The sequence below is a fragment of the Ancylobacter polymorphus genome (assembly GCF_022836935.1).
In the GTDB taxonomy this organism is placed as follows: Bacteria; Pseudomonadota; Alphaproteobacteria; order Rhizobiales; family Xanthobacteraceae; genus Ancylobacter; species Ancylobacter polymorphus_A.
This window is the reverse complement of the sequence record NZ_CP083239.1, coordinates 325,718-352,649: the sequence shown is the minus strand read 5'-3', so window position 1 is coordinate 352,649 and position 26,932 is coordinate 325,718. Positions and strand designations below refer to the sequence as shown.

Annotated in this window: 26 protein-coding genes; 13 read left to right on the top strand and 13 right to left on the bottom strand. The window is 68.3% G+C overall.

The features are described from left to right. Window positions 1-54 precede the first annotated feature (54 nt). From K9D25_RS25020 to pheT, 5 genes are all read left to right on the top strand, one after another. Window positions 55-1,182, top strand: a complete 1,128-nt coding sequence (locus K9D25_RS25020) for an SH3 domain-containing protein (protein WP_432207905.1) — start codon at window positions 55-57, stop codon at window positions 1,180-1,182. Window positions 1,183-1,380: 198 nt separating this feature from the next. After that, window positions 1,381-1,581 carry a 50S ribosomal protein L35 gene (gene rpmI / locus K9D25_RS01575; protein WP_091437955.1) on the top strand — a complete coding sequence of 67 codons (201 nt, stop codon included), beginning with the start codon at window positions 1,381-1,383 and terminating at the stop codon, window positions 1,579-1,581. Between the two features lie 31 nt (window positions 1,582-1,612). Next, window positions 1,613-1,981, top strand: a complete 369-nt coding sequence (gene rplT, locus K9D25_RS01570; RefSeq protein WP_013165152.1) for a 50S ribosomal protein L20 — start codon at window positions 1,613-1,615, stop codon at window positions 1,979-1,981. A 234-nt stretch (window positions 1,982-2,215) separates the two neighbouring features. Then, entirely contained in the window at window positions 2,216-3,316 is a 1,101-nt protein-coding gene (gene pheS, locus K9D25_RS01565; protein WP_244378606.1) for a phenylalanine--tRNA ligase subunit alpha, read from the top strand. A gap of 121 nt (window positions 3,317-3,437) precedes the next feature. Continuing rightward, entirely contained in the window at window positions 3,438-5,843 is a 2,406-nt protein-coding gene (gene pheT, locus K9D25_RS01560; protein ID WP_244378604.1) for a phenylalanine--tRNA ligase subunit beta, read from the top strand. Between the two features lie 19 nt (window positions 5,844-5,862). On the opposite strand, the gene K9D25_RS01555 is transcribed toward pheT, so the two are convergent. Then, window positions 5,863-7,242 carry a flavin monoamine oxidase family protein gene (locus K9D25_RS01555; protein ID WP_244378599.1) on the bottom strand — a complete coding sequence of 460 codons (1,380 nt, stop codon included), beginning with the start codon at window positions 7,240-7,242 and terminating at the stop codon, window positions 5,863-5,865. 271 nt (window positions 7,243-7,513) lie between these two features. On the opposite strand from K9D25_RS01555, the gene K9D25_RS01550 reads away from it, so the two are divergent. Then, window positions 7,514-8,176 (top strand): sulfate transporter family protein, encoded by a 663-nt coding sequence (locus tag K9D25_RS01550; RefSeq protein ID WP_244378597.1) that lies wholly within the window; start codon window positions 7,514-7,516, stop codon window positions 8,174-8,176. Between the two features lie 3 nt (window positions 8,177-8,179). Here K9D25_RS01550 and nth read toward each other — a convergent pair whose 3' ends face one another. Then, on the bottom strand, window positions 8,180-9,073 hold the full coding sequence (nth, locus tag K9D25_RS01545; protein WP_244378595.1) for an endonuclease III: 894 nt from the start codon (window positions 9,071-9,073) through the stop codon (window positions 8,180-8,182). Here nth and K9D25_RS01540 point away from each other — a divergent pair. Then, on the top strand, window positions 9,072-9,602 hold the full coding sequence (locus K9D25_RS01540; RefSeq protein WP_244378594.1) for a DUF2244 domain-containing protein: 531 nt from the start codon (window positions 9,072-9,074) through the stop codon (window positions 9,600-9,602). The genes nth and K9D25_RS01540 overlap by 2 nt on opposite strands. Before the next feature lie 72 nt (window positions 9,603-9,674). Further along, entirely contained in the window at window positions 9,675-10,556 is an 882-nt protein-coding gene (locus K9D25_RS01535) for a methylated-DNA--[protein]-cysteine S-methyltransferase (RefSeq protein WP_244378593.1), read from the top strand. Window positions 10,557-10,578: 22 nt separating this feature from the next. Here the strand turns inward: K9D25_RS01535 and K9D25_RS01530 are convergent, their stop codons facing one another. From K9D25_RS01530 to dapB, 3 genes are all read right to left on the bottom strand, one after another. Then, window positions 10,579-11,022, bottom strand: coding sequence for a PACE efflux transporter (locus K9D25_RS01530; protein ID WP_244378592.1), 444 nt, complete (start codon window positions 11,020-11,022; stop codon window positions 10,579-10,581). A gap of 150 nt (window positions 11,023-11,172) precedes the next feature. Further along, complete coding sequence (locus K9D25_RS01525) at window positions 11,173-11,796, bottom strand: 2,3-bisphosphoglycerate-dependent phosphoglycerate mutase (RefSeq protein ID WP_244378591.1); 624 nt, start codon at window positions 11,794-11,796, stop codon at window positions 11,173-11,175. Window positions 11,797-11,816: 20 nt separating this feature from the next. Next, window positions 11,817-12,623 carry a 4-hydroxy-tetrahydrodipicolinate reductase gene (dapB, locus tag K9D25_RS01520; protein WP_244450761.1) on the bottom strand — a complete coding sequence of 269 codons (807 nt, stop codon included), beginning with the start codon at window positions 12,621-12,623 and terminating at the stop codon, window positions 11,817-11,819. A 351-nt stretch (window positions 12,624-12,974) separates the two neighbouring features. Between dapB and K9D25_RS01515 the strand changes: the two genes are divergently transcribed. Together K9D25_RS01515 and ilvN are read left to right on the top strand one after the other, a co-directional pair. Beyond that, window positions 12,975-14,735 (top strand): acetolactate synthase 3 large subunit, encoded by a 1,761-nt coding sequence (locus K9D25_RS01515; RefSeq protein WP_244378590.1) that lies wholly within the window; start codon window positions 12,975-12,977, stop codon window positions 14,733-14,735. Between the two features lie 143 nt (window positions 14,736-14,878). After that, window positions 14,879-15,394, top strand: a complete 516-nt coding sequence (gene ilvN, locus K9D25_RS01510) for an acetolactate synthase small subunit (RefSeq protein WP_244378588.1) — start codon at window positions 14,879-14,881, stop codon at window positions 15,392-15,394. 152 nt (window positions 15,395-15,546) lie between these two features. Here ilvN and K9D25_RS01505 read toward each other — a convergent pair whose 3' ends face one another. Then, window positions 15,547-16,107, bottom strand: coding sequence for a DUF924 family protein (locus K9D25_RS01505; RefSeq protein WP_244378586.1), 561 nt, complete (start codon window positions 16,105-16,107; stop codon window positions 15,547-15,549). 184 nt (window positions 16,108-16,291) lie between these two features. Between K9D25_RS01505 and K9D25_RS01500 the strand changes: the two genes are divergently transcribed. The 3 genes from K9D25_RS01500 (at window position 16,292) to ilvC (ending at window position 19,017) form a co-directional block, all read left to right on the top strand. After that, the gene (locus K9D25_RS01500) at window positions 16,292-17,233 is read left to right on the top strand and encodes a DMT family transporter (RefSeq protein WP_244378584.1); all 942 of its coding nucleotides are present in this window, start codon (window positions 16,292-16,294) and stop codon (window positions 17,231-17,233) included. 69 nt (window positions 17,234-17,302) lie between these two features. Beyond that, the gene (locus K9D25_RS01495; RefSeq protein ID WP_244378582.1) at window positions 17,303-17,983 is read left to right on the top strand and encodes a TetR/AcrR family transcriptional regulator C-terminal domain-containing protein; all 681 of its coding nucleotides are present in this window, start codon (window positions 17,303-17,305) and stop codon (window positions 17,981-17,983) included. 14 nt (window positions 17,984-17,997) lie between these two features. Further along, window positions 17,998-19,017, top strand: coding sequence for a ketol-acid reductoisomerase (ilvC, locus tag K9D25_RS01490; RefSeq protein WP_244378580.1), 1,020 nt, complete (start codon window positions 17,998-18,000; stop codon window positions 19,015-19,017). A 119-nt stretch (window positions 19,018-19,136) separates the two neighbouring features. Here ilvC and K9D25_RS01485 read toward each other — a convergent pair whose 3' ends face one another. The 7 genes from K9D25_RS01485 to K9D25_RS01455 form a co-directional block, all read right to left on the bottom strand. Beyond that, window positions 19,137-19,658, bottom strand: a complete 522-nt coding sequence (locus K9D25_RS01485; RefSeq protein WP_244378578.1) for a macro domain-containing protein — start codon at window positions 19,656-19,658, stop codon at window positions 19,137-19,139. A gap of 110 nt (window positions 19,659-19,768) precedes the next feature. Next, window positions 19,769-20,293, bottom strand: a complete 525-nt coding sequence (locus K9D25_RS01480; RefSeq protein WP_244378571.1) for a DedA family protein — start codon at window positions 20,291-20,293, stop codon at window positions 19,769-19,771. A gap of 3 nt (window positions 20,294-20,296) precedes the next feature. Next, the gene (locus K9D25_RS01475; RefSeq protein WP_244378569.1) at window positions 20,297-21,577 is read right to left on the bottom strand and encodes an NAD(P)/FAD-dependent oxidoreductase; all 1,281 of its coding nucleotides are present in this window, start codon (window positions 21,575-21,577) and stop codon (window positions 20,297-20,299) included. A 16-nt stretch (window positions 21,578-21,593) separates the two neighbouring features. After that, entirely contained in the window at window positions 21,594-23,453 is a 1,860-nt protein-coding gene (gene mutL / locus K9D25_RS01470; RefSeq protein WP_244378567.1) for a DNA mismatch repair endonuclease MutL, read from the bottom strand. Window positions 23,454-23,839: 386 nt separating this feature from the next. Continuing rightward, complete coding sequence (locus tag K9D25_RS01465) at window positions 23,840-24,658, bottom strand: ABC transporter permease (protein WP_244378565.1); 819 nt, start codon at window positions 24,656-24,658, stop codon at window positions 23,840-23,842. Beyond that, window positions 24,658-25,569 (bottom strand): ABC transporter permease, encoded by a 912-nt coding sequence (locus K9D25_RS01460; RefSeq protein WP_244378563.1) that lies wholly within the window; start codon window positions 25,567-25,569, stop codon window positions 24,658-24,660. The genes K9D25_RS01465 and K9D25_RS01460 overlap by 1 nt, the downstream gene beginning before the upstream one ends. Before the next feature lie 11 nt (window positions 25,570-25,580). Further along, window positions 25,581-26,756 (bottom strand): ABC transporter ATP-binding protein, encoded by a 1,176-nt coding sequence (locus K9D25_RS01455; protein ID WP_244378561.1) that lies wholly within the window; start codon window positions 26,754-26,756, stop codon window positions 25,581-25,583. Between the last annotated feature and the right edge of the window lie 176 nt (window positions 26,757-26,932).

Below are 26,932 nucleotides of genomic sequence, written 5' to 3'. Positions count from 1 at the left end.
TCCCCTTGCCGTTGGTCGGCGTTGCCCGGAAACGGCGGCGTTTGGGAGTTTTTCATGAAGAGAATGGTGGCGGGCGCCCTGCTGTGGCTGGCGCTCGCGGGTGCCGCGGTCGCGCAGGACCGCGGATTTGTAACAACGAATGTGAATTTGCGGGCGGGGCCCGGTGTGGATTACCCCGTGGTTGTGGTGCTCGCCGAAGGCGCGCCGCTGGCGATTTTCGGCTGCCTTGGCGATTACAGCTGGTGCGATGTCGGCATTGACGACATGCGCGGCTGGGTGGCTGCGCAATATATCGAGACCGTCTATCGCGGCCGGCGGGTCGAGTTTTACGACTACGCCCCGACCATCGGCGTGCCGATCGTCGCTTTCAGCTTCAATGATTATTGGGGCCGCTATTATCGCGGGCGGCCCTGGTATTCGACCTATGACCGCTGGGGCCCGCCCTATCGGCCGGGGCCGTATCCGGGCCCGGGGCCGGGCTGGGGTCCGCCGCCTCCGGGCGGCTGGGGACCTCCGCCTCCCGGCGGTTGGGGTCCGCGTCCGCCGAATTGGGGGCCCGGCCATCCCGGCTGGGGGGCGCCGGGTAGGCCCGGTGGTCCTGGTGGTCCCGGTGGTCCCGGTGGTCCCGGTTGGGGTGGCCCCGGCAAGCCGGGCGGCCCCGGAGGACCGGGTGGTCCCGGCAAACCTGGCGGTCCCGGTAATCCCGGCGGAGCCGGTTGGGGTGGCCCCGGCAAGCCTGGCGGTCCCGGAGGACCGGGTGGTCCCGGTTGGGGCGGCCCTGGCAAGCCGGGCGGCCCTGGTGGTCCGGGTGGTCCCGGTAATCCCGGCGGCCCCGGTTGGGGTGGCCCTGGCAAGCCGGGTGGCCCTGGTGGTCCGGGTGGTCCCGGTAATCCCGGCGGTCCTGGTTGGGGCGGTCCCGGCAAGCCGGGCGGCCCTGGCGGCCCGGGTGGTCCCGGGAATCCTGGCGGTCCCGGCTGGGGCGGTCCCGGCAAGCCGGGCGGTCCAGGTGGTCCTGGTAATCCGGGTGGTCCGGGTCGTCCCGGTGGTCCCGGCTTCGGTGGTCCGGGTGGCCCGGGCGGCCCTGGTGCCGGCCGGGCGCCGCAGGGTGGCCCTCCGCAGGGCGGCCGTCCGCCGCAGGGGCAGGCGCCCTGCGCGCCGGGTGCGCCCGGCTGCAACATCTGAAGCGGGTCGGCCCGGCGGTATCCACACCGTCGGGTCCTCCCCGTCACCGACTTGAAATAATGCCGCCGCTCCTGTAGAGGGTGCGGCCTTCAAGAACCGCCCGGCTACAAGGGCTGCCGTGGCGGTTCGAACGCTCACACTAGATTGGGCCGGGACATCCCCTCGCGGGAGCGCCGCCGGCCGTGGAGATCGAGCCAAATGCCCAAGATGAAGACCAAGTCCGGAGCGAAGAAGCGCTTCAAGCTCTCCGGCACCGGCAAGGTGATCATGGCCCAGGCCAATAAGCGCCACGGCATGATCAAGCGTACCAACAAGCAGATCCGCGACCAGCGCGGCACCACGGTCATGTCCGAGCGTGATGCCTTCAACGTTCGCAAGTTCTTTCTGCCCAACGGCTGACGCCCCCTAGCCAGTCCCAGGAGATTTCCCCATGGCACGTGTCAAACGCGGCGTCACTTCCCACGCCAAGCACAAGAAGGTGCTGAAGGCGGCGAAGGGCTATTTCGGCCGCCGCAAGAATACCATCCGCGTCGCGAAGCAGGCCGTCGAGAAGGCGCAGCAATACGCCTATCGCGACCGTAAGGTGAAGAAGCGCAATTTCCGCGCGCTCTGGATCCAGCGCATCAACGCCGCGACCCGTGAGCTCGGCTTCACCTATGGCCGATTTATCGACGGTCTCGGCAAGGCCGGGATCGAGGTCGACCGCAAGGTGCTCTCGGATATCGCCATCCACGAGCCCGCCGCCTTCGCGGCGCTGGTCGAGCAGGCCAAGGCCGCGCTGGAAAAGCAGGCCGCCTGACCTTCCCGAACCGCCGGGACCTAAATCTGGAAAGCCCCGCGCGCAAGCGTTGGGGCTTTTCGCGTTGGAGCGGCTCGGCTATGAGACCACGCTCCAGGTGCCGTCATCCTCTCGCGCCGTCTTCCTTCGGGACTCACTGCGTTCGCACCTCAGGATGATGGCAGGCGGAGGGAGGCCCGTGCTTCCGCTCTGCCCATCCTTCCGTCCACACCGCCTTGCCGCCGAGGATTCGATATGTCCGTTGCCGCCCTTCCCGATCTCGACGCGCTGGAGCGCGAACTGGCCGCTGGCATTGCGGGCGCAGCCGACGAGCTGGCGCTGGAGGCGATCCGCGTTGCTGCTTTGGGCAAGAAGGGCTCCGTGTCCGAACTGCTCAAAAGCCTCGGCGGCATGAGCCCGGAAGAGCGCAAGAGCGCCGGCCCGGCGATCAACGGCCTGCGCGACCGGCTGAATGAGGCCCTTGCCGCGCGGCGCGCCGACCTCAAGGCCGCGGCGCTGGCCAAGCGCCTGGAGACGGAGCGGGTGGATGTCAGCCTTCCCGTGCGCGAGACGTCGGCGGAGCAGGGCCGCCTGCACCCGATCAGCCAAGTGATCGACGAACTTACCGCCATCTTCGCCGATATGGGCTTCGCGGTGGCGGAAGGCCCGGATATCGAAGACGACTTCCACAATTTCACCGCGCTGAACTTCCCGGAAGGGCACCCGGCGCGGGAGATGCACGACACCTTCTATCTGCCGACGAAGGAAGACGGTTCGCGCCTGGTGCTGCGTACCCACACCTCGCCGGTGCAGGTGCGCACCATGCTGTCCAAGAAGCCGCCGATCCGCGTCATTTGCCCCGGCCGCACCTATCGCTCGGACAGCGACCAGACCCACACGCCGATGTTCCATCAGGTGGAGGGGCTCGTCATCGACAAGGGGTCGAATCTCGGCCACCTCAAATGGATTCTCGAAGAGTTCTGCAAGGCGTTCTTCGAGGTGGACAATGTGAAGATGCGGTTCCGCCCGTCCTTCTTCCCCTTCACCGAACCGTCCATGGAAGTGGATATCCAGTGCGACCGTTCGCGCCCGGGCGAGATCCGCTTCGGCGAGGGCTCCGACTGGCTGGAGATTCTCGGCTGCGGCATGGTGCATCCGAATGTGCTGCGCAATTGCGGGCTCGACCCGGACGAGTATCAGGGCTTCGCCTGGGGCATGGGCATCGACCGCATCGCCATGCTGAAATACGGCATGCCGGACCTGCGCGCCTTCTTCGAGGCCGATGTCCGCTGGCTCGCCCATTATGGCTTCCGCCCGCTCGACTTCCCGACACTGGCGGGCGGGCTTTCGGCCTGATCCGTCTCCCGGATGGCGATTGGCCGATCCGGGACCGCCTTCCTCGCCTTAATCGTCCTAATACGATCCCGGCTCTGTGCTTCGCTCCGGCCGGGATGACGCCTGACAAAGGGCTTGTCCGATGAAATTCACCCTCTCCTGGCTGCGCGAGCATCTTTCCGGCGACTACGGGCTCGACGACGTGACCGGCGCGCTCAACCGCATCGGGCTGGAAGTGGAAGGCGTCGAGGACAAGGCGGCCAAGCTCAAGGGCTTCACCATCGCCTATGTGCTCTCCGCCGTTCAGCACCCGAACGCGGACAAGCTGCGGGTGTGCCTCGTCGACACCGGGACCGGCGACCCGGTGCAGGTGGTGTGCGGCGCGCCGAACGCCCGCACCGGTATGAAGAGCGTGTTCTCCCCGCCCGGCACCTATATTCCCGGCAAGGACATCACGCTCGGCATCGGCTCGATTCGCGGCGTGGAGAGCCGGGGCATGCTGTGCTCGGCCGCCGAGCTTCAGCTGTCGGAAGATCATGACGGCATCATCGACCTGCCCGATGACGCGCCGGTGGGCGCCACTTATGTCGATTGGATCGGCCTTGACGATCCCGTCATCGAAATCGCAGTGACGCCGAACCGGGCCGATGCGCTCGGCGTGCACGGCATCGCCCGCGATCTTGCCGCCGCCGGTCTCGGCCGGCTGGTGGAAGACGCGATCGCTCCGGTGAAGGGCACTTATCCCTGCCCGGTGTCCGTCACCATCACGGAGGACGCCCCGTGCCCGGCCTTCGCGCTGCGCCTCATTCGTGGCGTCAAGAACGGCCCGTCGCCGGAGTGGCTGCAGGCCAAGCTGCGGGCCATTGGGCTGAGGCCGATCAACGCTTTGGTCGATGTCACCAACCTGCTGACCTTCGACCAGAACCGGCCCCTGCATGTGTTCGACGCGAAGAAGGTGCACGGCAATCTGGTCGTGCGCCGCGCGCAGGCGGGTGAGAGCCTGCTCGCGCTCGACGGCAAGACCTATGCGCTCGACGCCACCATGTGCGTCATCGCCGACGACAAGGGCGTGGAATCGCTCGCCGGCGTGATGGGCGGCGAGGAGACGGGCTGCGACGCCGAAACCGTTGACGCTCTTGTCGAATCCGCGCTGTGGGAGCCGATCAACATCGCCCAGACCGGCCGCAGGCTGGGGCTGAATTCCGATGCGCGCTTCCGTTTCGAGCGCGGCATCGACCCCGCCTTCACCCTTCCTGGACTGGAACTGGCCACCCGGCTGATCCTCGATCTGTGCGGCGGCGAGGCTTCCGACATCGTGCTGGCGGGCGCGATTCCCGACACCACAAGGGTGATCGACTTCCCGCTGGAGCTGACCGAAAAACTGACCGGTCTGGTCGCCAGTGAGACCGAACAGACCGACACGCTCACGTCGCTCGGCTTCGCCGTGGAGGGCACCACCGGCACGGTGCGCGTCACCCCGCCGAGCTGGCGCGGGGACATCGAGGGCAAGGCCGATCTCGTCGAGGAAGTCATCCGCATCGTCGGTCTCGACCGCGTGCCCTCGCTGCCGTTCCCGCGCGACGAGACCGCGCGCAAGCCGGTGCTGACCACGCTGCAGCTTCGCACCCGCAAGGCCAAGCGCGCGCTTGCCGCGCGCGGGCTGGTGGAGGCCGTCACCTGGTCCTTCGTGCCGAAGCCGCAGGCGGAGCTGTTTGGCGGCGGGCAGCCGGCGCTCGCGCTCGCCAACCCGATCGCCGCCGACCTCTCGGATATGCGCCCCAGCCTGCTGCCAGGGCTGGTGCGTTCCGCGCAGGCCAATGCCGATCGCGGCTTCGGCGATGTCGCGCTGTTCGAGGTCGGGCAGGTGTTCAAGGGCGACCGCCCGCAGGACCAGTTCATCGCGGCGACCGGCATCCGCCGCGCAACGGCGAAGCCGACCGGCGCCGGGCGGCATTGGTCCGGCAAGGCGGCGGGCGTCGATGCGTTCGACGCCAAGGCGGACGCGCTGGCGCTGCTCGCCGCCTGCGGCGCGCCGGTGGCGAATCTACAAATCTCGACCGACGCGCCCGCCTGGTTCCATCCCGGCCGTTCCGGCAGCTTCCGGCTCGGACCGAATGTGATCGGCCATTTCGGCGAACTGCACCCGTCGGTGCTGGAGGCGCTGGATGCGGCGGGGCCGCTGGTCGGCTTCGAGGTGCTGCTCGAACGCATCCCCGAGCCCAAGGCCAAGGCGACGCGGGTGAAGCCGCTGCTGGAGCTGATCCCCTTCCAGCCGGTGGAGCGCGACTTCGCCTTCGTGGTGGCGCGGGGCGTCGCCGCCGGCGACATGGTGAAGGCGGCGGCCGGCGTCGACCGCAAGCTGATCACCGGCGTGAACGTGTTCGACCTCTATGAGGGGCCGGGCATCGACGCGGACAAGAAGTCGGTGGCGCTTTCCGTCACGCTGCAGCCGCGCGAGAAGACGCTGACCGATGCCGAGATCGATGCGGTCGCGGCGAAGATCGTCGCCGAAGTGGCGAAAAAGACGGGCGCCACGCTTCGGGGCTGACCTCCGTCGACCGCGAGGCTCAGGCCGGGCCGTCGCCGAACAGGCGTAGCGCCCGGCCGGCGGCTTCCTCGCCGGAGACCCAGGCGCCGGCCAGCGTGCCCCAGCCGGTTTCCGGCACATAGTCGCCGGCAAGGAAAATGCGGTTCTGCACCGTGTCGGTGAAGACCCGGCGCTGCGCCCCCTGGCCGGGCAAGGCCGGGCTCAGCGCGCCGCGGATCAGCGGGTCTTGCCCCCAGCGCGAGGCCACCACCTCGGAAACCGCCGTCTCCGCGCCGGGGAAGTTGGTGCGGAGCCAGCCCTGCGCCAGCGGCAGGGCGGCCTCCGCCCCCTTCTCGGCAATGGCGCGGGCCGGCGCGTCGCCGAAAGTGAGCACATGCAGCTCGCCGCCATTGATGCGGCCGCGCAGCAGCGCCGGCACGGTGGCGTTGGCCTTGGCCAGCACGGTTTCGTTCGGCTGCAGGCCGAGCGGATTGCCGGCAAGGCGGAACGCCACCTGTTCGAGATAACCGGCGGGAATCGCCCGTAGTGCCGTCACCAGCCGTGTCGGCAGCACCGGGTTGAAGCGGATCGCGCCCGCGGCCAGCACGGGGGCCGGCACGGCGAGCACGATGGCGCGGGCGCGGATCGGCATGCGCTGCCCGCGCACGCTCACGCTGTGGAAGCGCCCGCCATTGGTGATGAGCGTGACCGGCGCGTCCCTCTGCACATTCACCCAGGCGCCGAGCGCTTCCATCAACGCGCCGACACCGAAAGGGCTCGTCGTGTCGTCCGGCCGGGCGTCCCGGCGGGCGAGATCGAGCGCGGAGAGGGCGGCGAGAGTGCGCCCGCAGCTCAGGGGGCCAAGAAACTGCGCCACCGTGGCGGCCCACGGTCCGCCGGAGCCGGGTGTGCCCTTGGCCGGCGGCGGGGCGTTTGCGAGGGCTTGCGCCGCCGCCATATCCTTGCCGCCCTCGATGGCCGCGAGCATGTCCCGCCGCGACGCGCCCAATGTGGCGGTGAAGGCGTCATAGGCGCTTTCGCGCACCTCGCGCCCTTCCGCGAACAGGCGCCGTCCCGAGGGGAGGGGAACGAGCGTCTGCCCGGCCGCCAGCGCGGCGGCACCCAGCGTGCCGTCGCCGCCGGCGAAACAGCCGGCGCCGAGATCGACCTTGAGCCCGAAGGCGCTCTCCGTGCGGGCCCGCCCGCCCAGACGCGGCCCGGCCTCCAGCAGCACATAGGAGCGCTTGGCTTCGGCGACCCGGCGGGCGGCGGCGATGCCGGCCGCGCCGCCGCCGATGATGACGACATCGACATCGCTGGCCCCGGCCTGGGCGAGGGCCGAAGTCGGCAGCAGCGCGGCCGAGGCGGCAGCGAGGAAGTGGCGGCGGTTCAGCGTGCCGGGGAGGCGCGTTCGGATCATAAGGCGGGTACTCATGCAATGAGGCGGGCAGGCTAGCATGCCCGGCCGGGCGGGCGAAGGCGCCAGCCGCCATGGCTACCGCGAGGAGGGGAGACGCCGGCTAAAGGCTTGCGCTGAATCATGTTTTGTTCGTGGAGAACGAATCGGGACTCGCAGGCGCGTGGCGCGAATCAAGCCCGAACGTGCCCGCGCCGCTGGCGATCGGACCGGCGCGGCTTGAGCGGCGGGGCCGGGCGCCCTACCTAGGGGCGGTTGCCAGAGGGGGAACTCGATGCTGCGGGACGCGATCACGGCCTTCGCCCAGACCTTTTCGCCGGAGTATCGCCGCGTGCTGCTGCGCTCGGTCGGCCTCGCCATCGGGCTCTTGATCGCGCTCGGCGTCGGGGCGCATTACGCGCTGACCTATTTCGTCGCGCTGGACCTGCGCTGGGCGGAGATCACCATCGATATTCTCGCCGCCTTCGGCATCTTCATCGGCGCGATTTTCCTGGTGCCGCCGGTGACTTCGCTCGTCGCCGGCCTGTTTCTCGACGATGTCGCCGCGCAGGTGGAGCGCAGCGATTTCCCGCTGGAGCCGGAGGGGCAGGCGCTGCCGATTGCCCGTTCGCTCTGGCTCACCGTGAAATTCTTCGGCGTCATGCTGGCGGTGAACCTGGTGGCGCTGCTGCTCCTGCTCGTGCCGGGGGTGAACCTCGTCGTGTTCTATGTCGCCAATGGCTATCTGCTCGGCCGGGAATATTTCCAGCTCGCGGCCATGCGCTACCGCAGCGAGGACGAGGTGGCGCTGCTGCGCCGCCACCACGCGGGGGCCATCTTCCTCGGCGGGCTGGTGATCGCCGCCGTGGTGTCGGTGCCGATCCTCAACCTCATCACCCCTGTGTTCGCCACCATCTTCATGGTGCGGCTGCACAGGCGGCTGTCGCGGGCCGGGTAAAGCTCAGGCCGGCGTCTTTTCCGGCCAGCGGCACAGGTCGGCGATCAGGCAACGCGGGCAGTCCGGCTTCAGCGCCTTGCAGACATAGCGCCCGTGCAGGATCAGCCAGTGATGGGCGTGCAGCTTGAAGCGGTTGGGAATGATGCGCTCCAGCCCCAGCTCCACCTCCAGCGGCGTCTTGCCCGGCGCCAGCCCGGTGCGGTTGGCGATGCGGAACAGATGCGTGTCGACGGCGATGGTTGGCAGGCCAAAGGCGATGTTGAGCACCACATTGGCCGTCTTGCGGCCGACGCCGGGCAGGGTTTCCAGCACCTCCCGATCGGCCGGCACCTGCCCGCCATGCTCAGCGAGGAGGCGGCGGGAGAGTTCGACCACATTCTTCGCCTTGCCGCGATAAAGGCCGAGCGTGCGGATGTGCTGCGCTACCCCCTCCTCGCCCAGCGCCACCATCGCCGCCGGGGTGGGGGCGGCCTTGAACAGGCCGCGTGTCGCCTTGTTGACGCCGGCATCGGTGGCCTGGGCCGAGAGCACCACCGCCACCAGCAAAGTGAAGGGGTCGTGATGCTCCAATTCGCCTTCGGGATGCGGGTTGGCGGCCTCGAAGCGGGTGAAGGCGGTGACGATCTCCGCGTCGCTCCACGGCCGGAAGGCGCCACCGATGGCGGCGGCCGCCGCATTGGCCACGGCCCGCCGGCGGGCGGGGCGGGTGGCGGACTGCTGTTCCAGCGCGGCCAGAGCGGCCTTGGTTTTAGCGGTGAGGCGTGAGGCCTTGGCGCCGCGCGCCGGGGCGGGCGCGGCAGGGCTGGGCTTCGCCGGCGCCTGCTTGCGCGGGCGCGCGCTGGGTCGCACCGAATCCTTGTCCTCATCCGCCATTTTCGACCTATAATGCGGGCCCATGAGCGCTGCCAATACCGCCTTTCCGAAAGAGGGCGCCGGCTTGGACGAGCCGGAGCTGTTTTCCGTGCGCTACCAGCCCCACCGCTCGCTCGGGCCGCGCGGCTTTCTGGTGGTCATGGGCATCATTGCCGGCATCAGCTTCGTCTGCGGCCTCGCCTTCCTGATGATGGGCGCCTGGCCGGTATTCGGCCTGTTCGGGCTCGACGTGCTGGCGATCTGGTGGGGCTTCCGGCTGAATTACCGTGCCGCCCGCGCCTGCGAGGAAATCACCGTGACGCCGAGCGTGATCCGGCTGCGCCATGTCGCGGCCGACGGCACGGAATATCGCGAGGAGCTGAACCCGCTCTGGACCCGGCTCACGCGCGATGAAATCGAGGATTTCGGCGTGCAGCGTCTAGCGCTGGAAATGCGCGGCCGGCCCTATGTGATTGGCAGCTTCCTGCACACGGCGCAGCGGGAGGAACTGGCGGAGAGCCTCTCGCGCGCGCTCGCCGAGGCCAAGCGCGGCGTGGCGCGCTCGGCCGTCTGACGCCACCGTCGAAATCGGGTGGCCCGCGTCGGCGGGGCGTGGTCCGATGGAGCCAGCTTGAGGAGAACGCCCGTGCTCGCGCCCAATCTCGACGCCGCCCATCCCCTGGAAATCGCCGCCGCGGATTATGAAATCGTCCGCCGCGCGGTGGAATATGTGAATCTGCGCTTCCGCGACCAGCCGGAGGTGGAGGAGATCGCCCGCGCCTCCGGCGTGCATCCGCGCGCGCTGACCGACCTGTTCCGCCGCTGGTGCGGCCTAACCCCGAAGGACTTTTTGCAGGCGGTGACGATCGACGCCGCCCGCCGGGTGCTGTCGGAATCCGACAATGTGCTCGACGCCGCCTATGAGCTCGGCCTGTCCGGTCCGGGGCGCCTGCACGATCTGTTCGTGGTGCACGAATCCATGTCGCCGGGCGAGTGGAAGACCGGCGGCGCCGGGCTGGTGGTGCGTTATGGCTTCCACGCCTCGCCCTTCGGCGCCGCGCTCGCCATGGTGACGCCGCGCGGCCTGTGCGGCCTCGCCTTCGCTGATGAGGGCGAGGAGGACGCCGCGCTCGCCGACATGCGCCGGCGCTGGCCGAACGCGCTCTATATCGAGGACCCCGTCGCCACCGCCCCCTATGCGGCGCGCATCTTCGACCGCGGCGCCTGGAGCCCGGACGATCCGCTGCGCATCGTCTTCATCGGCACCGATTTCGAGGTGAAGGTGTGGGAGACGCTGATGCGCATCCCGCTCGGCAAGGCCACCACCTATTCCAGCATCGCCCATTGCGTGGAGAAGCCGAAGGCGGCGCGCGCCATCGGCGCGGCGGTGGGCAAGAACCCGATGTCCTTCGTCGTGCCCTGCCACCGCGTGCTTGGCAAGAATGGCGATCTCACCGGCTATCACTGGGGGCTCACTCGCAAGCGCGCCATTCTCGGCTGGGAGGCGGGCCAGCTCACCAAGGGCTGACCCCGCACCCGCCGGTCCGGTGTCAGCGCGGCACGGCGGCTGCCGGGTGGCGGGGCTCCGGCAGCGGGAACAGGGCATCATAGGCCCAGTTGAACAGGAAGGCGTAGACGAGGAAGAATACCGTCAGCGCCAGATCCATCAGAAAGGCCTCGTAGAGGCCGACGCCGAGATACCAGGCGACGAAGGGCACGAGGACGAGCACGAGGCCGGCCTCGAACAGCAGGGCATGCAGCACCCGCAGCGCCAGCGTCTTGCGCACCGAGCCGCGCAGGCGCGCCAGGGCGTGGTCGAAGCCGAGATTGAACACATAGTTCCAGCCGGCGGCGATCAGCGCCGCGCCGGCGCCCACCGCGCCCATGTCCAGCATCGGCACGCCGAACACCCACGCCCCGAGCGGGGTGATGATCGACAGGGCGACGATTTCGAAGCTGATGACGTGGCGGATGCGGTCGGCGGTGCCGCGCATGACGGTCCTCCCCTTGGTCTCGGGCCGTCCCGCCTGGGTTCCCGAACTGGGGGAAGTCGTCTTCACGCTGGTCATATGGGGCTGCTTGGCGTTACGGCAAGGCCGGCGCTTCCCTTAAGGCGCGCCGGCCGCACAGTGCGGGCGGAAGGTTCAGCCGGCGAGGTCGGTGATGCTCTCGACCGTCGTGTCGGCCTTCAGCCGATAGATCACCGGCGCGCCGGTGGCGAGCTCGCGCTTCATGATGCTCTCGGGCGAGTGCTTCTCAAGCACCATGATCAGCGCGCGCAGCGAATTGCCATGGGCGGCGACCAGAACGCGGTTGCCCTGCATCACCTTCGGCAGGATCTCGGTGACGTAATAGGGCAGGGCACGGGCCACTGTGTCCTTCAGGCTCTCGCCGCCGGGCGGGGGCACGTCATAGGAACGGCGCCACACGTGAACCTGCTCCTCGCCCCACTTCACCCGGGCATCGTCCTTGTTGAGGCCGGAAAGGTCGCCATAGTCGCGCTCGTTCAGCGCGAGGTCGCGGGTGATCGGCAGGCCGGTCTGGCCGAGTTCGGTGAGCGCGAGGTCGAGCGTCTTCTGCGCCCGCGACAGCTGCGAGGTGAAGGCGAGGTCGAACTGGTAGCCCTCCGCCTTCAGCCGCGCGCCGGCCTTCTTGGCCTCTTCAACGCCGAGGGCGGTGAGGTCCGGGTCGCGCCAGCCGGTGAACAGGTTCTTGAGGTTCCACTCGCTCTGGCCGTGGCGCACGAGCACGAGAAGGCGTTCGGACATCGGGTCGTTCTCCGGCTGGATCAGAAATCGGTGAGGCCGAGGACATCGGTCATGGAATAGAGGCCGGGCTTGCGCCCGCGCGCCCAGCGGGCGGCGGCGAGCGCGCCGCGGGCGAAGATGCCGCGATCTTCGGCCTTGTGGCCGAGTTCGATCCGCTCGCCCGCCCCGGCGAAGATGACGTTATGATCGCCCACCACCGTGCCGCCGCGCAGCGTGGCGAAGCCGATATCGCCCGGCTTGCGCGCGCCGGTGTGGCCATGGCGAGTGAACACACCGGCTTCCTGCAGGGTGACGCCGCGCCCCTGCGCGGCGGCCTCGCCCAGCAGCAGGGCGGTGCCGGAGGGCGCGTCGATCTTGCGGTTATGGTGCATCTCGACGATTTCGATGTCGAAATCCTCGTCCAGCGTGCGCGCCACCCGCCGCACCAGCGCCGCCAGCAGATTGACGCCGAGGCTCATATTGCCGGAACGCACGATGGCGGCATGGCGGGCGGCGGCGGTGATCTTCGCCTCTTCCTCGGCTGAGAAGCCCGTCGTGCCGATGACATGGACGATGCGCGCCTGCGCGGCGAAGGCGGCATAGGCGACGCTGGCGGCCGGAATGGTGAAGTCGATCACCCCGTCGGCCGCGGCGAAGAGCGGCAGCGGATCGTCCGACACGTTAAGGCCGAGCGCCGGCAGGCCGGCGAGTTCGCCCGCATCGCGGCCGAGATATTCACTGCCGGGCTGGTCCACCGCGCCGACGAGGACGAGATCGGCCGCCTCGCTGATGGCACGCACCAGCACCCGGCCCATGCGGCCCGAGGCCCCGACGACGACGAGCCGCATCTGCGTCATAGGATCGCCTGCTCCTGTTGCACTGCGGGGGTATAGCGGCGTTCATCCGCCGCGAAAAGTGCGCTATTCTCCTACAATCTTCGCGCCGTCGTGCCCATGTGCTTGACGCCTGCGCGGCGTGGCTGTAGAGGTCGCGCAACTTTACGAAGGAGCGGCGCCGTAATGCGCAATATTATTACCCTTATCGTAGGACGGCGCGTCGCCGCGGGGTTGGCCTAACGGCTGCTCCGCTCAACGGTGACGCGCGAAAATGGCCCCTGACGGGGCCTTTTGATTTTCTGGCTCTCCCCGGGGCCGTTCCGAAACGACGCAAGACACGACGAGCGTGGAAGGAAAAAGACCATGATGCGCGAGATGACCGGCGCCGAAATGGTGATGCAGGCCCTGATCGATCAGGGCGTCGAGCACATGTTCGGCTATCCCGGCGGCGCGGTGCTGCCGATCTATGACGCGATGTTCCACCAGAACCAGGTGAAGCACATTCTCGTGCGGCACGAGCAGGGGGCGGTGCACATGGCGGAGGGCTATGCCCGCTCCTCCGGCAAGGTGGGCGTGGTGCTCGTCACCTCCGGCCCCGGCGCCACCAATGCGGTGACCGGCCTCACCGACGCGCTGCTCGATTCCATTCCGCTCGTCTGCATCACCGGTCAGGTTCCGACCCATCTCATCGGCTCGGACGCCTTCCAGGAGTGCGACACGGTCGGCATCACCCGGCCCTGCACCAAGCACAATTACCTCGTCCGCGACATCAACGACCTCGCCCGCGTCATGCATGAGGCGTTCTATGTCGCGCAGAACGGGCGTCCGGGTCCGGTCGTCGTCGACATCCCGAAGGACGTGCAGTTCGCCAAGGGCATGTATGTCGGGCCGGAGAACATCCAGCACCGCACCTATCAGCCGCGGCTGAAGGGCGACCCGGAAAAGATCAAGGCCGCGGTGGAAATGCTGGCCAAGGCCAAGCGCCCGATCCTTTACACCGGCGGCGGCGTGATCAATTCCGGCCCCGAGGCGAGCCGCCTGCTGCGCGAATTCGCGCGGCTGTCGGGCTATCCCGTCACCTCGACGCTGATGGGCCTCGGCGCCTTTCCGGCCTCCGACAAGCAGTGGCTGGGCATGCTGGGCATGCACGGCACCTATGAAGCCAACATGGCGATGCATGATTGCGACGTCATGGTGTGCATCGGCGCGCGCTTCGACGACCGCATCACCGGCCGTGTCGATGCCTTCTCGCCGGGCTCGAAGAAGATCCACATCGACATCGACCCGTCCTCGATCAACAAGAACATCAAGGTCGACCTGCCGATCATCGGCGACGTGAAGCATGTGCTGGAAGACATGCTGACCATGTGGCGCGCGATGAAGGCCGAGCCGGACCGCAAGGCCATCGCAGGCTGGTGGGGGCAGATCGACAAGTGGCGCGCCCGCAAGTCGCTGGCCTTCAAGGCTTCCGACCGCATCATCAAGCCGCAGCAGGCGATCAAGGCGCTGTACGACCAGGTGAAGGACAAGGATGTCTACATCACCACCGAGGTCGGCCAGCACCAGATGTGGGCGGCGCAGCACTTCCACTTCGAGGAGCCCAACCGCTGGATGACCTCCGGCGGCCTCGGCACCATGGGCTATGGCCTGCCGGCGGCGATCGGCGCGCAGGTGGCCCATCCCGAGAGCCTCGTCATCGACATTGCCGGCGAAGCCTCGATCCAGATGTGCCTGCAGGAGCTTTCCACCGCGCTGCAGTTCGATCTGCCGATCAAGATCTTCGTGCTGAACAACGAATATATGGGCATGGTGCGCCAGTGGCAGGACCTGCTGCATGGCGGGCGCTACTCGCATTCCTATTCGGAATCGCTGCCGGACTTCGTCAAGCTGGCGGAAGCCTATGGCGGCGTCGGCATTCGCTGCTCCAACCCGGCCGATCTCGACGGGGCGATCCACGAGATGATCTCCGTCAACCGGCCGGTTCTGTTCGATTGCCTGGTCGACAAGATGGAGAACTGCCTGCCGATGATCCCGTCGGGCAAGCCGCATAACGAGATGATCCTCCCCGATCATCCCGAGGCGCTGGACGAGGCCATCGACGAGGAAGGCAAGATGCTGGTGTGACGCGCTTCACCTCTCCCCGACGGGGAGAGGTCGGTCGCGTAGCGGCCGGGTGAGGGGGCGGACGCGCCAGTAACCCCTCACCCCACCCCTCTCCCCGCCGGGGAGAGGGAGCCTGGCGTTCCAGCCCCTTTTCCGAGTTCCCCATGTCCACCGTCAAAGAACCCGCCGAGCGCCACACCCTGTCCATGCTGGTCGACAACGAGCCGGGCGTTCTCGCCCGCATCGTCGGCCTGTTTTCCGGGCGCGGCTACAACATCGACAGCCTCACCGTCTCCGAGGTCAGCCACGCCTCGCATCTCTCGCGCATCACCGTGGTGACCACGGGCGCGCCGCCGATCATCGAGCAGATCAAGAGCCAGCTCGACCGGCTGGTGCCGGTGCACCGGGTGGTGGATCTCACCGTCGTCGGCAAGTCGGTGGAGCGCGAGCTGGCGCTGATCAAGGTGCGCGGCAAGGGCGAGGTGCGCCAGGAGGCGCTGCTGATCGCCGACAGTTTCCGCGCCCGCACCGTCGACACGACGCTGGAGAGCTTCGTGTTCGAGATCACCGGCAAGCCGGAAAAGATCGACCAGTTCGTCTCGCTGCTGGAGCCGCTCGGCCTCGTCGAGGTCTCGCGCACCGGCGTCGCCGCCATCGGCCGCGGCGCCGAAGGCATGTGAGGAGCCGGCGCGGCGGCTTTGTCTGCCGCGCCGTTCCCTTAGAGTGCGATCCGATCAGATTGAACCAATCTGATCGGTAAATCGCCCTCTAACTCTAAGATAGAGAACGCGTTATCCGATCAGTTTGCGATGCAAGCTGATCGGCGCGTGCTCTAGCCGGCGAAGCCGCCTGAGGTGAGGAAGGCGTGTTCCTCTTCCGTCATCGCCCGGCCGAGCACCGGATTGCGGTGCGGGAAGCGGCCGAAATCGCGGATGATGTCGTGATGGATGACGGCGTGATGCACGCCCTCCTCATCCCCGGCGGCCTCGCACAGCGCCACGCAGCGCTGCTGGTCCGCCAGATCTTCCGAATGCATGAACGGCACGTAGAAGAAGCGCCGCTCCGGTAGCGCGAAGGCGCGGTCGAAGCCGCGCGCAATGGCGGCATCCGCCACGTCGCGCGCCTGTGCATCGGTGGCGAAGGCGCGCTGCGAGCCGCGGAACAGGTTGCGCGGAAACTGGTCGAGCAGCAAGATCAGCGCGTAGCTTCCCTCCGGCGTGTCCTCCCACGCGCGCAGCTCCCCGGCGGCGGCAGCCTCATAGGCGGCGAGAAACCGGGCGCGGATGGCGGCGTCGAAGGCGTCGTCCTTGGCGAACCAGCGCTCCGGACCGGCTTGGCGCCAGAAGGCGATGATGGCGTAGGCCGTCGGAAGGTCGGTGTTCGGCAGGGTCATGGCGGGGGCTCCGTTTTCTGTCGACGGTCCCGGATAGGACGGCGCGAGGGCGAGGTCGAGCCCAAAGCCTGTGCTGCGCTGCACACAAGCTCTTGGCCTGTCCGGCCAAGGCATGTGAAGATGCGGCTTCGCGGGGTGCGTCGCGGCGCCTCGCGCCGCCCCCATGCAGTGGAGGCGTGGAAAGGTGAGCGAGCGTGCAGGCGCGGTGCCGGCGGCGGGCACAGGCAAGCCCCTATGGCTGCTGGCGGCGCCGTTCGTCTTTTTGCTGCTGTGGTCGGGCGGCTTCGCGGTGGCGAAGATCGGCATCCTTTCCACCGGCCCCTTCACCCTGCTGGCCTGGCGCTACGGGCTGGTGCTGGCGGTGCTGCTGCCCCTGCTGGCCTGGTTCCGCCCGCCTCTGCCGCGTCAGCCGCGTGCCTATGCCGACCTCGCCGTGGTCGGCTTCCTGATCCAGGTGCTCTATTTCAACCTCAGCTACTTCGCCTTCCGCTTCGGCATTTCGGCGGGCGCGCTGGCGATCATCGTCTCGCTGCAGCCGATCGTGGTCGGGCTGGTGGCGCCGGTGTTCACCGGCGAGCGGGTCGGGGCGCTGCGCTGGCTCGGCCTGCTGCTCGGCCTCGCCGGGGCAGGGCTGGTGATTGCCTCGCGCTCGGCCATCGAAGTGACCTCTCCCGGCGTGGTGCTGCTGGCGGTCGGCGCGCTGCTCGCCATGTGCGCCGGCGCGCTTTATGAGAAGCGCTTCGGCACGCCGCAACATCCGCTGGTGTCCAACACGGTGCAGTGCGCCATCGGCTTTGTCTGCACACTTCCGCTGGCGCTGCTGATGGAGGATGGCCACGTCGATTGGTCGCCGACCTTCCTTGCGGTGCTGGCCTATCTCGTGATCGGCAACTCGCTCATCGCCATTTCGCTCTATCTCGCCATGATCCGCGCCGGCGAGGTGTCGAAAGTGTCGGCTCTGTTCTTCCTGGTGCCGCCGACGACGGCGCTGATCGCCTGGGGGCTGATCGGCGAGGCCATGCCGCCGCTCGCCTGGGCGGGAATGGCGCTGGCGGCCGGCGGCGTCGCGCTCGCCTCGCTGAAGGGCATTCCCTGGACATACCGCCTGCGGCGCGGGGCGCGCTGACTCCGCTTGCGCCCGGAGGGGGCCTCCTGTAGAGGGAACCGTAACGTACGGTACGGACCTCTGGCGCCCATGGCTTTGCCCCCCGACACGCAGGACGAGATGTTGACGGAGCGCCAGCAGGCGGTCCTCGACGCCGTGCTGGCGCTGATGGTGGAACAGGGCGGCGAACTGACGATGAATGCGGTGGCGCGCCGCGCCTCCTGCTCGAAGGAAAGCCTGTACAAATGGTTCGGCGACCGTGAGGGGCTGCTCACCGCCACCGTGCGCTGGCAGGCCTCCAAGGTTCGCGCCGGCAATTACGACCGCACCAGGCTCGACGCGCTGGCCTTGCGCGACAGCCTGATCCGCTTCGCCGTCAACTGGCTCGGCGTGATCTCCAGCCCGACCTCGATCGCGCTGAACCGCGTCGCCATCGCCCAGAGCGGCGGCGGTGCGCGCGCGCCGGGCGAGGGCGCGAGCCTCGGCGCCATCATGCTGGCCAATGGCCGCTTCGCCATCGGCGCGCGGCTGAAGCCAGTGCTCGATGCCGGCCGCGAGGCCGGGCTGATCGCCTTCGACGACACCGAGACCGCCTTCCGCAGCTTCATCGGGCTGGTAGGCCGCGACGTGCAGATCCGCCTGCTGCTCGGTGACACGCTGAATCTCACGCCGGCGGAGATCGAGCGCGACGCCGCCCGCGCCACCGACCAGTTCCTCACTCTCTACGGCACGGGCAACCCCTTGCCGGAACGTTCAAAAATCAACGCGTGACATAGGAGACACCCATGCGCGTTTATTACGACCGCGATGCCGACGTGAACCTGATCAAGGGCAAGAAGGTCGGCATCATTGGCTATGGCTCGCAGGGCCGCGCCCATGCGCTGAACCTCAAGGAGTCCGGCGTCAAGGAGATCGCCATCGGCCTGAAGCCGGGCTCGGCGACCGCCAAGAAGGTCGAGGCCGATGGGCTCAAGGTGATGAGCGTCGCCGAACTCGCCAAGTGGGCCGACCTGATGATGATGGCGACCCCGGACGAGCTGCAGGCCGACATCTACCGCGACGAGATCGCCCCCAACATCCGCGACGGCGCCGCCATCGCTTTCGCGCACGGCCTCAACGTGCATTTCGGCCTGATCGAGCCGAAGGCGACGGTGGACGTGCTGATGGTCGCCCCCAAGGGCCCCGGCCACACCGTGCGCGGCGAATACCAGAAGGGCGGCGGCGTGCCCTGCCTCGTGGCCGTGCATCAGGACGCCTCGGGCAACGCGCTCGACCTCGGCCTCTCCTACGCCTGCGGCGTCGGCGGCGGCCGTTCCGGCATCATCGAGACCACCTTCAAGGAAGAGTGCGAGACCGACCTGTTCGGCGAGCAGGTGGTGCTGTGCGGCGGCCTGGTGGAGCTGATCCGCGCCGGCTTCGAGACGCTGGTGGAAGCCGGCTACGCCCCGGAAATGGCCTATTTCGAGTGCCTGCACGAAGTGAAGCTGATCGTCGACCTCATCTATGAGGGCGGCATCGCCAATATGAACTACTCGATCTCCAACACCGCCGAGTGGGGCGAGTACGTCTCCGGCCCGCGCATCATCACCGCCGAGACCAAGGCCGAGATGAAGCGCGTGCTGACCGACATCCAGACCGGCAAGTTCACCTCCGACTGGATGCAGGAATACAAGGCCGGCGCGTCGCGCTTCAAGGGCATCCGCCGCATGAACGACAGCCACCAGATCGAGCAGGTCGGCGAGAAGCTGCGCGGCATGATGCCGTGGATCGGCGCCAACAAGCTGGTCGACAAGTCGAAGAACTGAGTTTTTCGCCTTCCGGACGAACGACATGGCCGGGCTCCGCCCGGCCATGTGCGTTTGGGGCCGGCCACAAAAGCAAAGGGCAGCCGCGCGGCCGCCCTCCGTTTGGTCGGTGTGCGGCCTCAGGCCGCCGCCTTCAGCCCCGGCTCATTGGCCTTCTGGCCCTTGTGATAGACCGCATAGACATAGACCGGGATGTCGATCTCGCTCAGATGCCGTTCGATCAGCGGCTTGACCTGCGCCCATTCCAGCCCGCCGACGCCGGTGGCGAGGCGCGGCAAGGCGAGACTGGCGATGCCTTCCGCCGTCACGAGGCGGGCCAGCGCCTTGAGCGCGTGGCCGACATTCTCGATCGACGCCCGGCCGGGCCGGCCGATGGCGTTTTCCGCCGCGTCCTGCGTCAGCAGGTTGACGATATGCACCGCCGCGCCATCTTCCGCCACGCCGCCCCATACCCAGAGCCCGCCGGCCTGCGGGTTGTCGACCCGGCAATAATGGCGGAAGTCCTTGGCCAGCGACGGGAAGCGCTCGCGCAAAGCGAGGGCGAGGCCGCTGTCGAAATGATCGTTCGGCGCCACACCGTGGGCGATCGCGGCGGCGCCGCTCAGCAGGATGTCGCCTTCCACTTCATAGATCTTGGCCATGGGGTGTCCTTCCTCGGCTGCTTTGGTTGCGCCCTGTGTCGGGGAAGGCGAGGCCGGTGTCGTTGAGGAAACGCAAGAAGGCCTGGCCGGGGCCTCAGTAGCCCAAGGCCTCAGTAGCCCAAGGCCTTCACCGCTGCGGCGCCGGGGCCGAGCATGAGCAGCGCCCACAGCATGGCGGAGGTGAGGTTGACCATCTGAAACCGCGACATGGGCATGGCGAACATGCCGGCCGCCAGCGGCACGAAGGGGCGCAGCGGGCCGGAGAAGCGGCCGAAAAACACGCCGAGCGTGCCATAGCGCAGAAAGAAGTGCTCGCCGCGCGTGAGCGCCTGCGAGAAGCGGTTGAGCGGCCAGCGCTGGCGGGCGCTGCCTTTCAGGTTGAAGCCGATCCAGAACGACAGGCTGTCACCCAGCACCGCGCCCGTCACCGCCGCCGCCCAGACCGGGAAGAACGGCACGCCGCCGGCGGCGATGACCGGGGAGAGGCCGAGCAGCACGAAGGTGCCGGGGACGAAGAGCGAGACGATCGGCAGCGATTCGCAGAAGGCGAGCAGGAAAGCGATATAGGGGGCGTAATGGGCGTGCGCCTCCACGAAGGCGAGCACGTCGCGGGCATAGGCGTGGAAATCCGCCACAGGCTAGAGCCGGTCGCGCAGGGCGTAATAGCTCAGCCCCGCCACCAGAAGCGGCCAGCGCATCAGCGGCCCGCCGGGGAAGGCCGGCACCGGCAGGCGTCCCAGCAGGTCGAACTGCCCAAGCTGGCCCTTCACCGCCTCGCCCAGCAGCTTGCCGAAATAGGGCGCCAACATCACCCCCTGGCCGGAATAGCCGGCGGCGGTGAGGACGCGGGGCGAGAGTTTGCGCACGAAGGGCAGGCGGGTCATGGTGATGCCGAGCACGCCGCCCCAGCCATAGTCGATGGCGACATCCGCGAGCTGCGGGAAGATGCGCAGCATATAGGGACGCACGAACTCGGCCGGGTTCGGCCGCAGCCCGCGCCGGTAGCTCTCGCCGCCGCCGAACAGCAAGCGTCCGTCGCCGGAGAGACGGTAGTAATTGACCACGAAGCGGCTGTCGGCCACCGCCGCGCCATTGGAGATGATCTCCTGCGCCCGTTCGCCCAGCGGGGCGGTGGCCGCGATGTAGTTGCAGATCGGCATGACATGGGTGTCGACGCGCCGGTCGAGCCCGTCCTGCAGCCCGTCGCCGCATTCCAGCACCCAGTCCGCCTCCACCGAGCCGGCGCTCGTGACGACGCGGACCTTGGCGCCCTCCTCGATGCGCAGCGCGCGCGACTGCTCATAGAGCCGCGCGCCGGCGCGGCGGGCGGCGTCGGCGAGGCCGAGGGCGAGGTTGAGCGGGTGCAGATGCCCGCCGCCATGGTCGATCATGCCGCCGTGATAGACATCCGTGCCGACGATGGCGCGCAACTCCTCGCGGCTCAGCGGCGCGGCGTCGGGGTAGTCATAGACCTCGTTGAGCTTCTTCGCATAGGCGTGGCTGTGGGCGACATAGCCGGGCTTATGGTCGGCGACGACAAGGCCGGGGCGGACATCGCAGTCTATAGCGTGGCGCTTGATGAGCGCGTGCAGCAGCGCCTTGGCGTCCTCGGCCATGCGCCACAGCGCCTTGGCGTCGTCGAGCCCGACCTGCGCTTCGAGAAAATCCTGGTCGCGGCGGTGGCCGCTGTGAACCTGCCCGCCATTGCGGCCCGAGGCCCCGGAGCCGACGCGCCCGGCTTCCAGCAGCACCACGTCGAGCCCGGCTTCCGCCATGTGCAGCGCGGCAGAGAGCCCGGTATAGCCGCCGCCTATGACGCAGACATCCGCCCGCGTGCCGCCCTGCAGCGGGGGGAGGGGGGAGAAGCGGTTCGCCGTGGCGGCGTACCAGCTCTTGGGGTGGTCGAGGGTGGAAGCCATGATAAAACTCTCGCCGTCAGCGCCGCGCGAACAGGCGCTCTATGTCGGCCAGCGCCAGGGTGACGAAGGTCGGCCGGCCATGATTGCACTGCGCGGCGTTCGGCGTCTCCTCCATCTCGCGCAGCAGGGCGTTCATCTCTTCCACCCGCAGCCGGCGGCCGGCGCGCACGGAGCCGTGGCAGGCCATGGTGGCGGCGATGTGGAGCAGCCGGCGCTCCAGCGGCAGCGCGTCGTCCCATTCCGCCGTGTGCTCGGCGAGTTCGCGCACCAGCGCGGTAATGTCGGCGTCGCCAAGCAGGGCCGGCACCTCCCGCACCAGCAGCGCGCCGGGGCCGAAGGGTTCGATAACGAGGCCGAGCTTTTCCAGCGCCCCGGCCCGCTCGGCAAGGCGTGCGGCCTCGGAGGGGTCGAGTTCCACCACCAGCGGCACCAGCAGCATCTGCCGGGCGAGACCGTCGCGCTCCATCGCCGCCTTGAGCTTTTCATAGACGATGCGCTCATGCGCGGCGTGCTGGTCGATCACCACGACGCCGTCGCGGGTCTGGGCGATGATGTAGGTCTCGTGCAACTGCGCCCGTGCGGCGCCGAGCGGGCGCTCCAGCGCCTCCGGCGCGGCGGGGGCGGCATTGGCACGGGCGTCGGCTCCGGGCGCGAGGGCGAGGCCGAGACCGCCGCCCGGGGAGTGGACGGGGGCGTCGAAATCGAAGCGGGCGGGCGCCTCATTCAATCCGGGCGCGCGCGGGTCGGCCACGCCCTCCGGTGCCGCCCAGGAGCGGGTCCAGTCATAGGCGCCCGGCCGCGGCTCGGGCCGATAAGCGGTCGCGAAGTCGGGCCGCGCGAACTGCGCCAGCCGGTCGGCGGCGGTGGAGGCGGTGCGCGGCACGCCGGCGGTCAGCGCGTCGGTGAGGGTGCGCACGATCAGCGCCCGGATGTTGCCGGCGTCGCGGAAACGCACCTCCGTCTTGGCGGGGTGGACGTTCACATCCACCTCGCGCGGGTCGAGATCGAGGAACAGCGCCGTCACCGGGTGCCGGTCGGAGGGCAGCAGGTCAGCGTAAGCCGCGCGGATGGCGCCGATCAGCACCTTGTCGCGCACCGGGCGGCCATTGACGAACAGATATTGCGACAGCGAATTGGCCTTGGAATAGGTCGGCAGGCCGGCGAGGCCGGAAAGGCGCGCCCCCTCGCGCAGGCCCTCGACATCGAGCGCGTTGCCACCGGCCTCCGCGCCCAGCACGTCGGCGATGCGCGCGCGCTGTCCGGCCGCATCGCGCGCGCGGGCCGGCCAGGTGATCGGCGCGCGGTCATCGGTGACGAGGGTGAAGCCGACCTCAGGCCGCGCCAGAGCGAGGCGCTTGACCGCATCCACCGCGGCCGCCGTTTCCGCGCGCTCGGATTTGAGGAATTTCAGCCGCGCCGGCGTGGCGAAGAACAGGTCGCGCACCTCCACCCGCGTGCCGAAGCCAAGCGCCGCCGGGCGCACCGGGGATTTCACCCCGCCCTCGACACGGATTTCATGGGCGCTGTCGCTGCCCTTCGGGCGGCTGGTGATGGTGAGCCGCGCCACGGCGCCGATGGAGGGCAGCGCCTCGCCGCGAAAGCCCAGCGTGTGGATGGCGAGCAAATCCTCGCTGTCGAGCTTGGAGGTGGCGTGGCGCTCGACCGCCAGCGCGAGTTCCTCCGCGCTCATGCCACTCCCATCGTCGGTGACGCGCATCAGCCGCCGGCCGCCGCCGTCGATGACGATCTCGATGCGGGTGGCGCCGGCGTCGAGGGCGTTCTCGACAATCTCCTTCAGCGCCGCCGCCGGGCGTTCCACCACCTCGCCGGCCGCGATGCGGTCGACCAGTGTGGAAGGCAGCAGGCGCAGCGGCATGATGGGTCCGGGAACGATTCGGGGGCGATGGCGGCCGGACTATAGCAGGCGGGCGACGCGCGCGCCCGAATCCGCTGCTTTTGGCTTTTGGGACGTCGTCATCCTGAGGCGCCCGGCGCAGCCGGGCCTCGAAGGGCGCACGCTGCGTCGGCGAGGGGCGGCCAGGGCCTGCGTGCTTCGAGGCCGGCCGATGGCCGGCACCTCAGCATGACGCGCCATAGGCAGTGTTTCCCGGCCAGTGCGAACCGTCCCTCATGCCCGGGCGTGACCCGGACATCCAGGTTTTCACCTCTTACGCGGGCGAGAGACGGGATCCCCGAGTTACGCCCGGGATGAGGGAAGGGCGCGGGAAAGCGTGGCGCCCCTCCCGCTTCCGAAGCGCCGGCCTACCCCGCCGCCGCCAGACGCTCGGCCTTCTCCCGCTCGATTTCCTGCCGCTTGGTCATGATCGAGGCGAAGATGACCACCACGGTGACGATGGCGATGAGGATGGTGCAGGCGGCGTTGATTTCCGGCGTCACGCCGAGACGCACCTGGGAATAGATGCGCATCGGCAGGGTGGTGGCGCCGGGGCCGGTGGTGAAGCTGGCGATGACGAGGTCGTCCAGCGACAGGGTGAAGGCGAGCATCCAGCCCGAGATCACCGCCGGCAGGATGATCGGCAGCGTCACCACGAAGAAGGTCTTGAACGGCGGGCAGCCGAGATCTTGTGCCGCCTCCTCCAGCGAACGGTCGAAAGTGACGAGGCGCGACTGCACCACGACCGAGACGAAGCACAGGGTGAAGGTGATGTGGGCGAGGGTGATGGTCCAGAAGCCGCGATCGATGCCGACGGCCACGAACAGCAGCAGCAGCGACAGGCCGGTGATGACTTCCGGCATCACCAGCGGCGCATAGACCATGCCGGAGAACAGGGTGCGGCCGAAGAAGCGCCCGTAGCGGGTGAGCGCGATCGCCGCCAGCGTGCCGAGCACGGTGGCGACGGTGGCGGTGAGGAAGGCGACGCGCAGCGTCACCCAGGCGGCATCGAGCAGTTGCTCGTTCTGGAACAGCTGCACATACCAGTGGGTGGAAAAGCCCGCCCACACCGTCACCATGCGCGAGGCGTTGAAGGAGTAGATCACCAAAAGGATGATCGGGATGTAGAGGAAGGCGAAGCCCAGCGTGATCGAGGTCACGTTGAACCAGGAGAGACCCTTGCGCATCAGCGTCGCTCCACTTCGCGAGCCTGGAGGTTCTGGTAGAAGACGATCGGGATCACCAGCACCATCAACAGCAGCACCGCCACCGCCGCGGAGACGGTCCAGGAGCGGTTCACCGAGAATTCGGTCCACAGCACCTTGCCGATCATCAGCGTGTCCGAGCCGCCGAGCAGGTCGGGGATGACGAACTCGCCCACCGCCGGGATGAAGCACAGCAGGCAGCCGGCGAACACGCCCGGCAGCGAGAGCGGCCAGGTGATCTTCCAGAAGGCGGTGAGGGGCGGACAGCCGAGATCGGCGGCGGCTTCCAGCAGTGTCTCGTCCATCTTCTCCAGCGCCGAATAGAGCGGCAGGATCATAAAGGGCAGGTAGGAATAGACGATGCCGATATAGACCGCCGTGTCCGTGGCGAGAATCTGCAGCGGCGCGTCGCGGTCGACGATGCCGAGCGCGAACAGAAGCTGGTTGAGCAGACCTTCCGGCGAGAGGATGCCGATCCAGGCATAGACGCGGATCAGGAACGAGGTCCAGAACGGCAGGATGACCAGCATCAGCAGCGTGGGGCGGATGGATTTCGGCGCCCGCGCCATGCCATAGGCGATGGGATAGCCGACCATCAGCAGCAGCAGGGTGGAAATGCCGGCGATCCAGAGGCTGGAGCCATAGGCCTCGATGAACTCATTGTCCCACGAGAGCACATAGCCGTAATTCTCGAAGGACAGTTCACTGAGGGCGTCCTTGAACGCCGCCCAGCCCTCGGCGAGATCGAAGGTCGGAACATAGGGCGGCTGCGCGATCGCGTCCTGCGACAGGCTGATCTTGAAGACGATCAGGAACGGGATCAGGAACAGCGCGAGCAGCCAGAGATAGGGGATGGTGAGCACCAGCCATCGCCCGTTCGCCTTGCTTGCCATGGTGGCCTCCCTCAGCTCGTCAGGACCACGCCGGCATCGGGCGAGAAGTACACATAGACCTTGTCGTCCCAGGTGATGGGGCGCTCGACCATGCGGGTGAGGTTCGGCTTGGCGGCCTTGACGCGCGTGCCGCCCGGCAGCTCGACATGGAAGATGGAGAGATCGCCGAGATAGCCGATGTCCCAGATCTCGCCCTGCAGGCAGTTGATGCCGGTATCGGCGGGCGGGTCGAGCTCGACCCGCATCTTCTCCGGCCGCAGGGCGATGGCGACGCTGTCGCCGGGCTTCACCGCGCAGTCCTGGGCGATGCGGAAGCGCCGCTCCGGCGCCACGCTCGGCCGCAGCGTGACCATGCCGGCCTCCACCGCTTCGACCGTGGCGTCGAGAATGTTCACATCGCCGACGAAATCGGCGACGTAGCGGGAGTTGGGGTGCTCGTAGATCACCGCCGGCGGGGCGACCTGCACCAGCTTGCCGTGATTCATCACCGCGATGCGGTCGGCCACCGTCATCGCCTCTTCCTGGTCGTGGGTAACGATCAGGAAGGTCATGCCGAGCTCCATCTGGATGTCCATGAGCTCGAACTGGGTCTCCTCGCGCAGCTTCTTGTCGAGCGCGCCGAGCGGCTCGTCCAGCAGCAGCACCTTGGGCCGCTTGGCGAGCGAGCGGGCGAGCGCCACGCGCTGGCGCTGGCCACCGGAGAGCTGGTGCGGCTTGCGCTTGGCGAATTTCTCAAGCTTCACCAGCTTGAGCATCTCCTCCACGCGGGCGGCGATGGCGCCCTTCTCCATCCGGTCCTGGCGGAGGCCGAAGGCGATATTGTCCCACACGCTCATATGCGGGAACAGCGCGTAGGACTGGAACATCATGTTGGTCTGCCGCTTGTAGGGCGGCGTGCCGACGAGGTCGTGCCCGGCAAGGGTGATCTGTCCCTCGGTCGGGTCCTCGAAGCCGGCGAGCATGCGCATCAGCGTGGTCTTGCCACAGCCGGACGGGCCCAGCAGGGCGAAGAATTCGCGCTCATAGATGTCGAGGGAGAGGTTGTCGACGGCGGTGAACTCGCCGAAGCGCTTGGTGACGTTCTTGTAGCTGATCAGCGGGACGGCCTGCGGGTCGTTCCAGGGAGCGAATTTCCGGCGGATGCCGCCGATGGTCTTCTGCGTCTTTTCGGTGACGCCGGTGCTCATGCTGACTGGTCCCGTTTCCCCGCCGGTTATGTCGGCGCATCGACGCTAACCGGCTTCGCGTACCGGCTCAACGCCCCGCTGCGAACAATTTTACCATGCCTGCAAAGGTGGCGCGGTAGCCCTGCCTTGACGGCAGCAAGCGGGCCGTGATTGCCTCAAGCGGCGCAGAAAGCGCA

Bases quoted from the DNA above. Each gene is read 5' to 3' on its own strand.
- K9D25_RS01475 (WP_244378569.1), bottom strand. From the start codon at position 21,577: ATGGCTTCCACCCTCGACCACCCCAAGAGCTGGTACGCCGCCACGGCG.
- pheS (WP_244378606.1), top strand. From the start codon at position 2,216: ATGTCCGTTGCCGCCCTTCCCGATCTCGACGCGCTGGAGCGCGAACTG.
- K9D25_RS01525 (WP_244378591.1), bottom strand. From the start codon at position 11,796: ATGTCCGAACGCCTTCTCGTGCTCGTGCGCCACGGCCAGAGCGAGTGG.
- rpmI (WP_091437955.1), top strand. From the start codon at position 1,381: ATGCCCAAGATGAAGACCAAGTCCGGAGCGAAGAAGCGCTTCAAGCTC.
- K9D25_RS01495 (WP_244378582.1), top strand. From the start codon at position 17,303: ATGGCTTTGCCCCCCGACACGCAGGACGAGATGTTGACGGAGCGCCAG.
- K9D25_RS01465 (WP_244378565.1), bottom strand. From the start codon at position 24,658: ATGCGCAAGGGTCTCTCCTGGTTCAACGTGACCTCGATCACGCTGGGC.
- K9D25_RS01505 (WP_244378586.1), bottom strand. From the start codon at position 16,107: ATGACCCTGCCGAACACCGACCTTCCGACGGCCTACGCCATCATCGCC.
- K9D25_RS01550 (WP_244378597.1), top strand. From the start codon at position 7,514: ATGCTGCGGGACGCGATCACGGCCTTCGCCCAGACCTTTTCGCCGGAG.
- ilvC (WP_244378580.1), top strand. From the start codon at position 17,998: ATGCGCGTTTATTACGACCGCGATGCCGACGTGAACCTGATCAAGGGC.
- K9D25_RS25020 (WP_432207905.1), top strand. From the start codon at position 55: ATGAAGAGAATGGTGGCGGGCGCCCTGCTGTGGCTGGCGCTCGCGGGT.
- K9D25_RS01555 (WP_244378599.1), bottom strand. From the start codon at position 7,242: ATGATCCGAACGCGCCTCCCCGGCACGCTGAACCGCCGCCACTTCCTC.
- K9D25_RS01540 (WP_244378594.1), top strand. From the start codon at position 9,072: ATGAGCGCTGCCAATACCGCCTTTCCGAAAGAGGGCGCCGGCTTGGAC.
- K9D25_RS01530 (WP_244378592.1), bottom strand. From the start codon at position 11,022: ATGCGCGGCACCGCCGACCGCATCCGCCACGTCATCAGCTTCGAAATC.
- pheT (WP_244378604.1), top strand. From the start codon at position 3,438: ATGAAATTCACCCTCTCCTGGCTGCGCGAGCATCTTTCCGGCGACTAC.
- dapB (WP_244450761.1), bottom strand. From the start codon at position 12,623: ATGCGGCTCGTCGTCGTCGGGGCCTCGGGCCGCATGGGCCGGGTGCTG.
- mutL (WP_244378567.1), bottom strand. From the start codon at position 23,453: ATGCCGCTGCGCCTGCTGCCTTCCACACTGGTCGACCGCATCGCGGCC.
- nth (WP_244378595.1), bottom strand. From the start codon at position 9,073: ATGGGCCCGCATTATAGGTCGAAAATGGCGGATGAGGACAAGGATTCG.
- K9D25_RS01460 (WP_244378563.1), bottom strand. From the start codon at position 25,569: ATGGCAAGCAAGGCGAACGGGCGATGGCTGGTGCTCACCATCCCCTAT.
- rplT (WP_013165152.1), top strand. From the start codon at position 1,613: ATGGCACGTGTCAAACGCGGCGTCACTTCCCACGCCAAGCACAAGAAG.
- K9D25_RS01455 (WP_244378561.1), bottom strand. From the start codon at position 26,756: ATGAGCACCGGCGTCACCGAAAAGACGCAGAAGACCATCGGCGGCATC.
- K9D25_RS01485 (WP_244378578.1), bottom strand. From the start codon at position 19,658: ATGGCCAAGATCTATGAAGTGGAAGGCGACATCCTGCTGAGCGGCGCC.
- K9D25_RS01515 (WP_244378590.1), top strand. From the start codon at position 12,975: ATGATGCGCGAGATGACCGGCGCCGAAATGGTGATGCAGGCCCTGATC.
- ilvN (WP_244378588.1), top strand. From the start codon at position 14,879: ATGTCCACCGTCAAAGAACCCGCCGAGCGCCACACCCTGTCCATGCTG.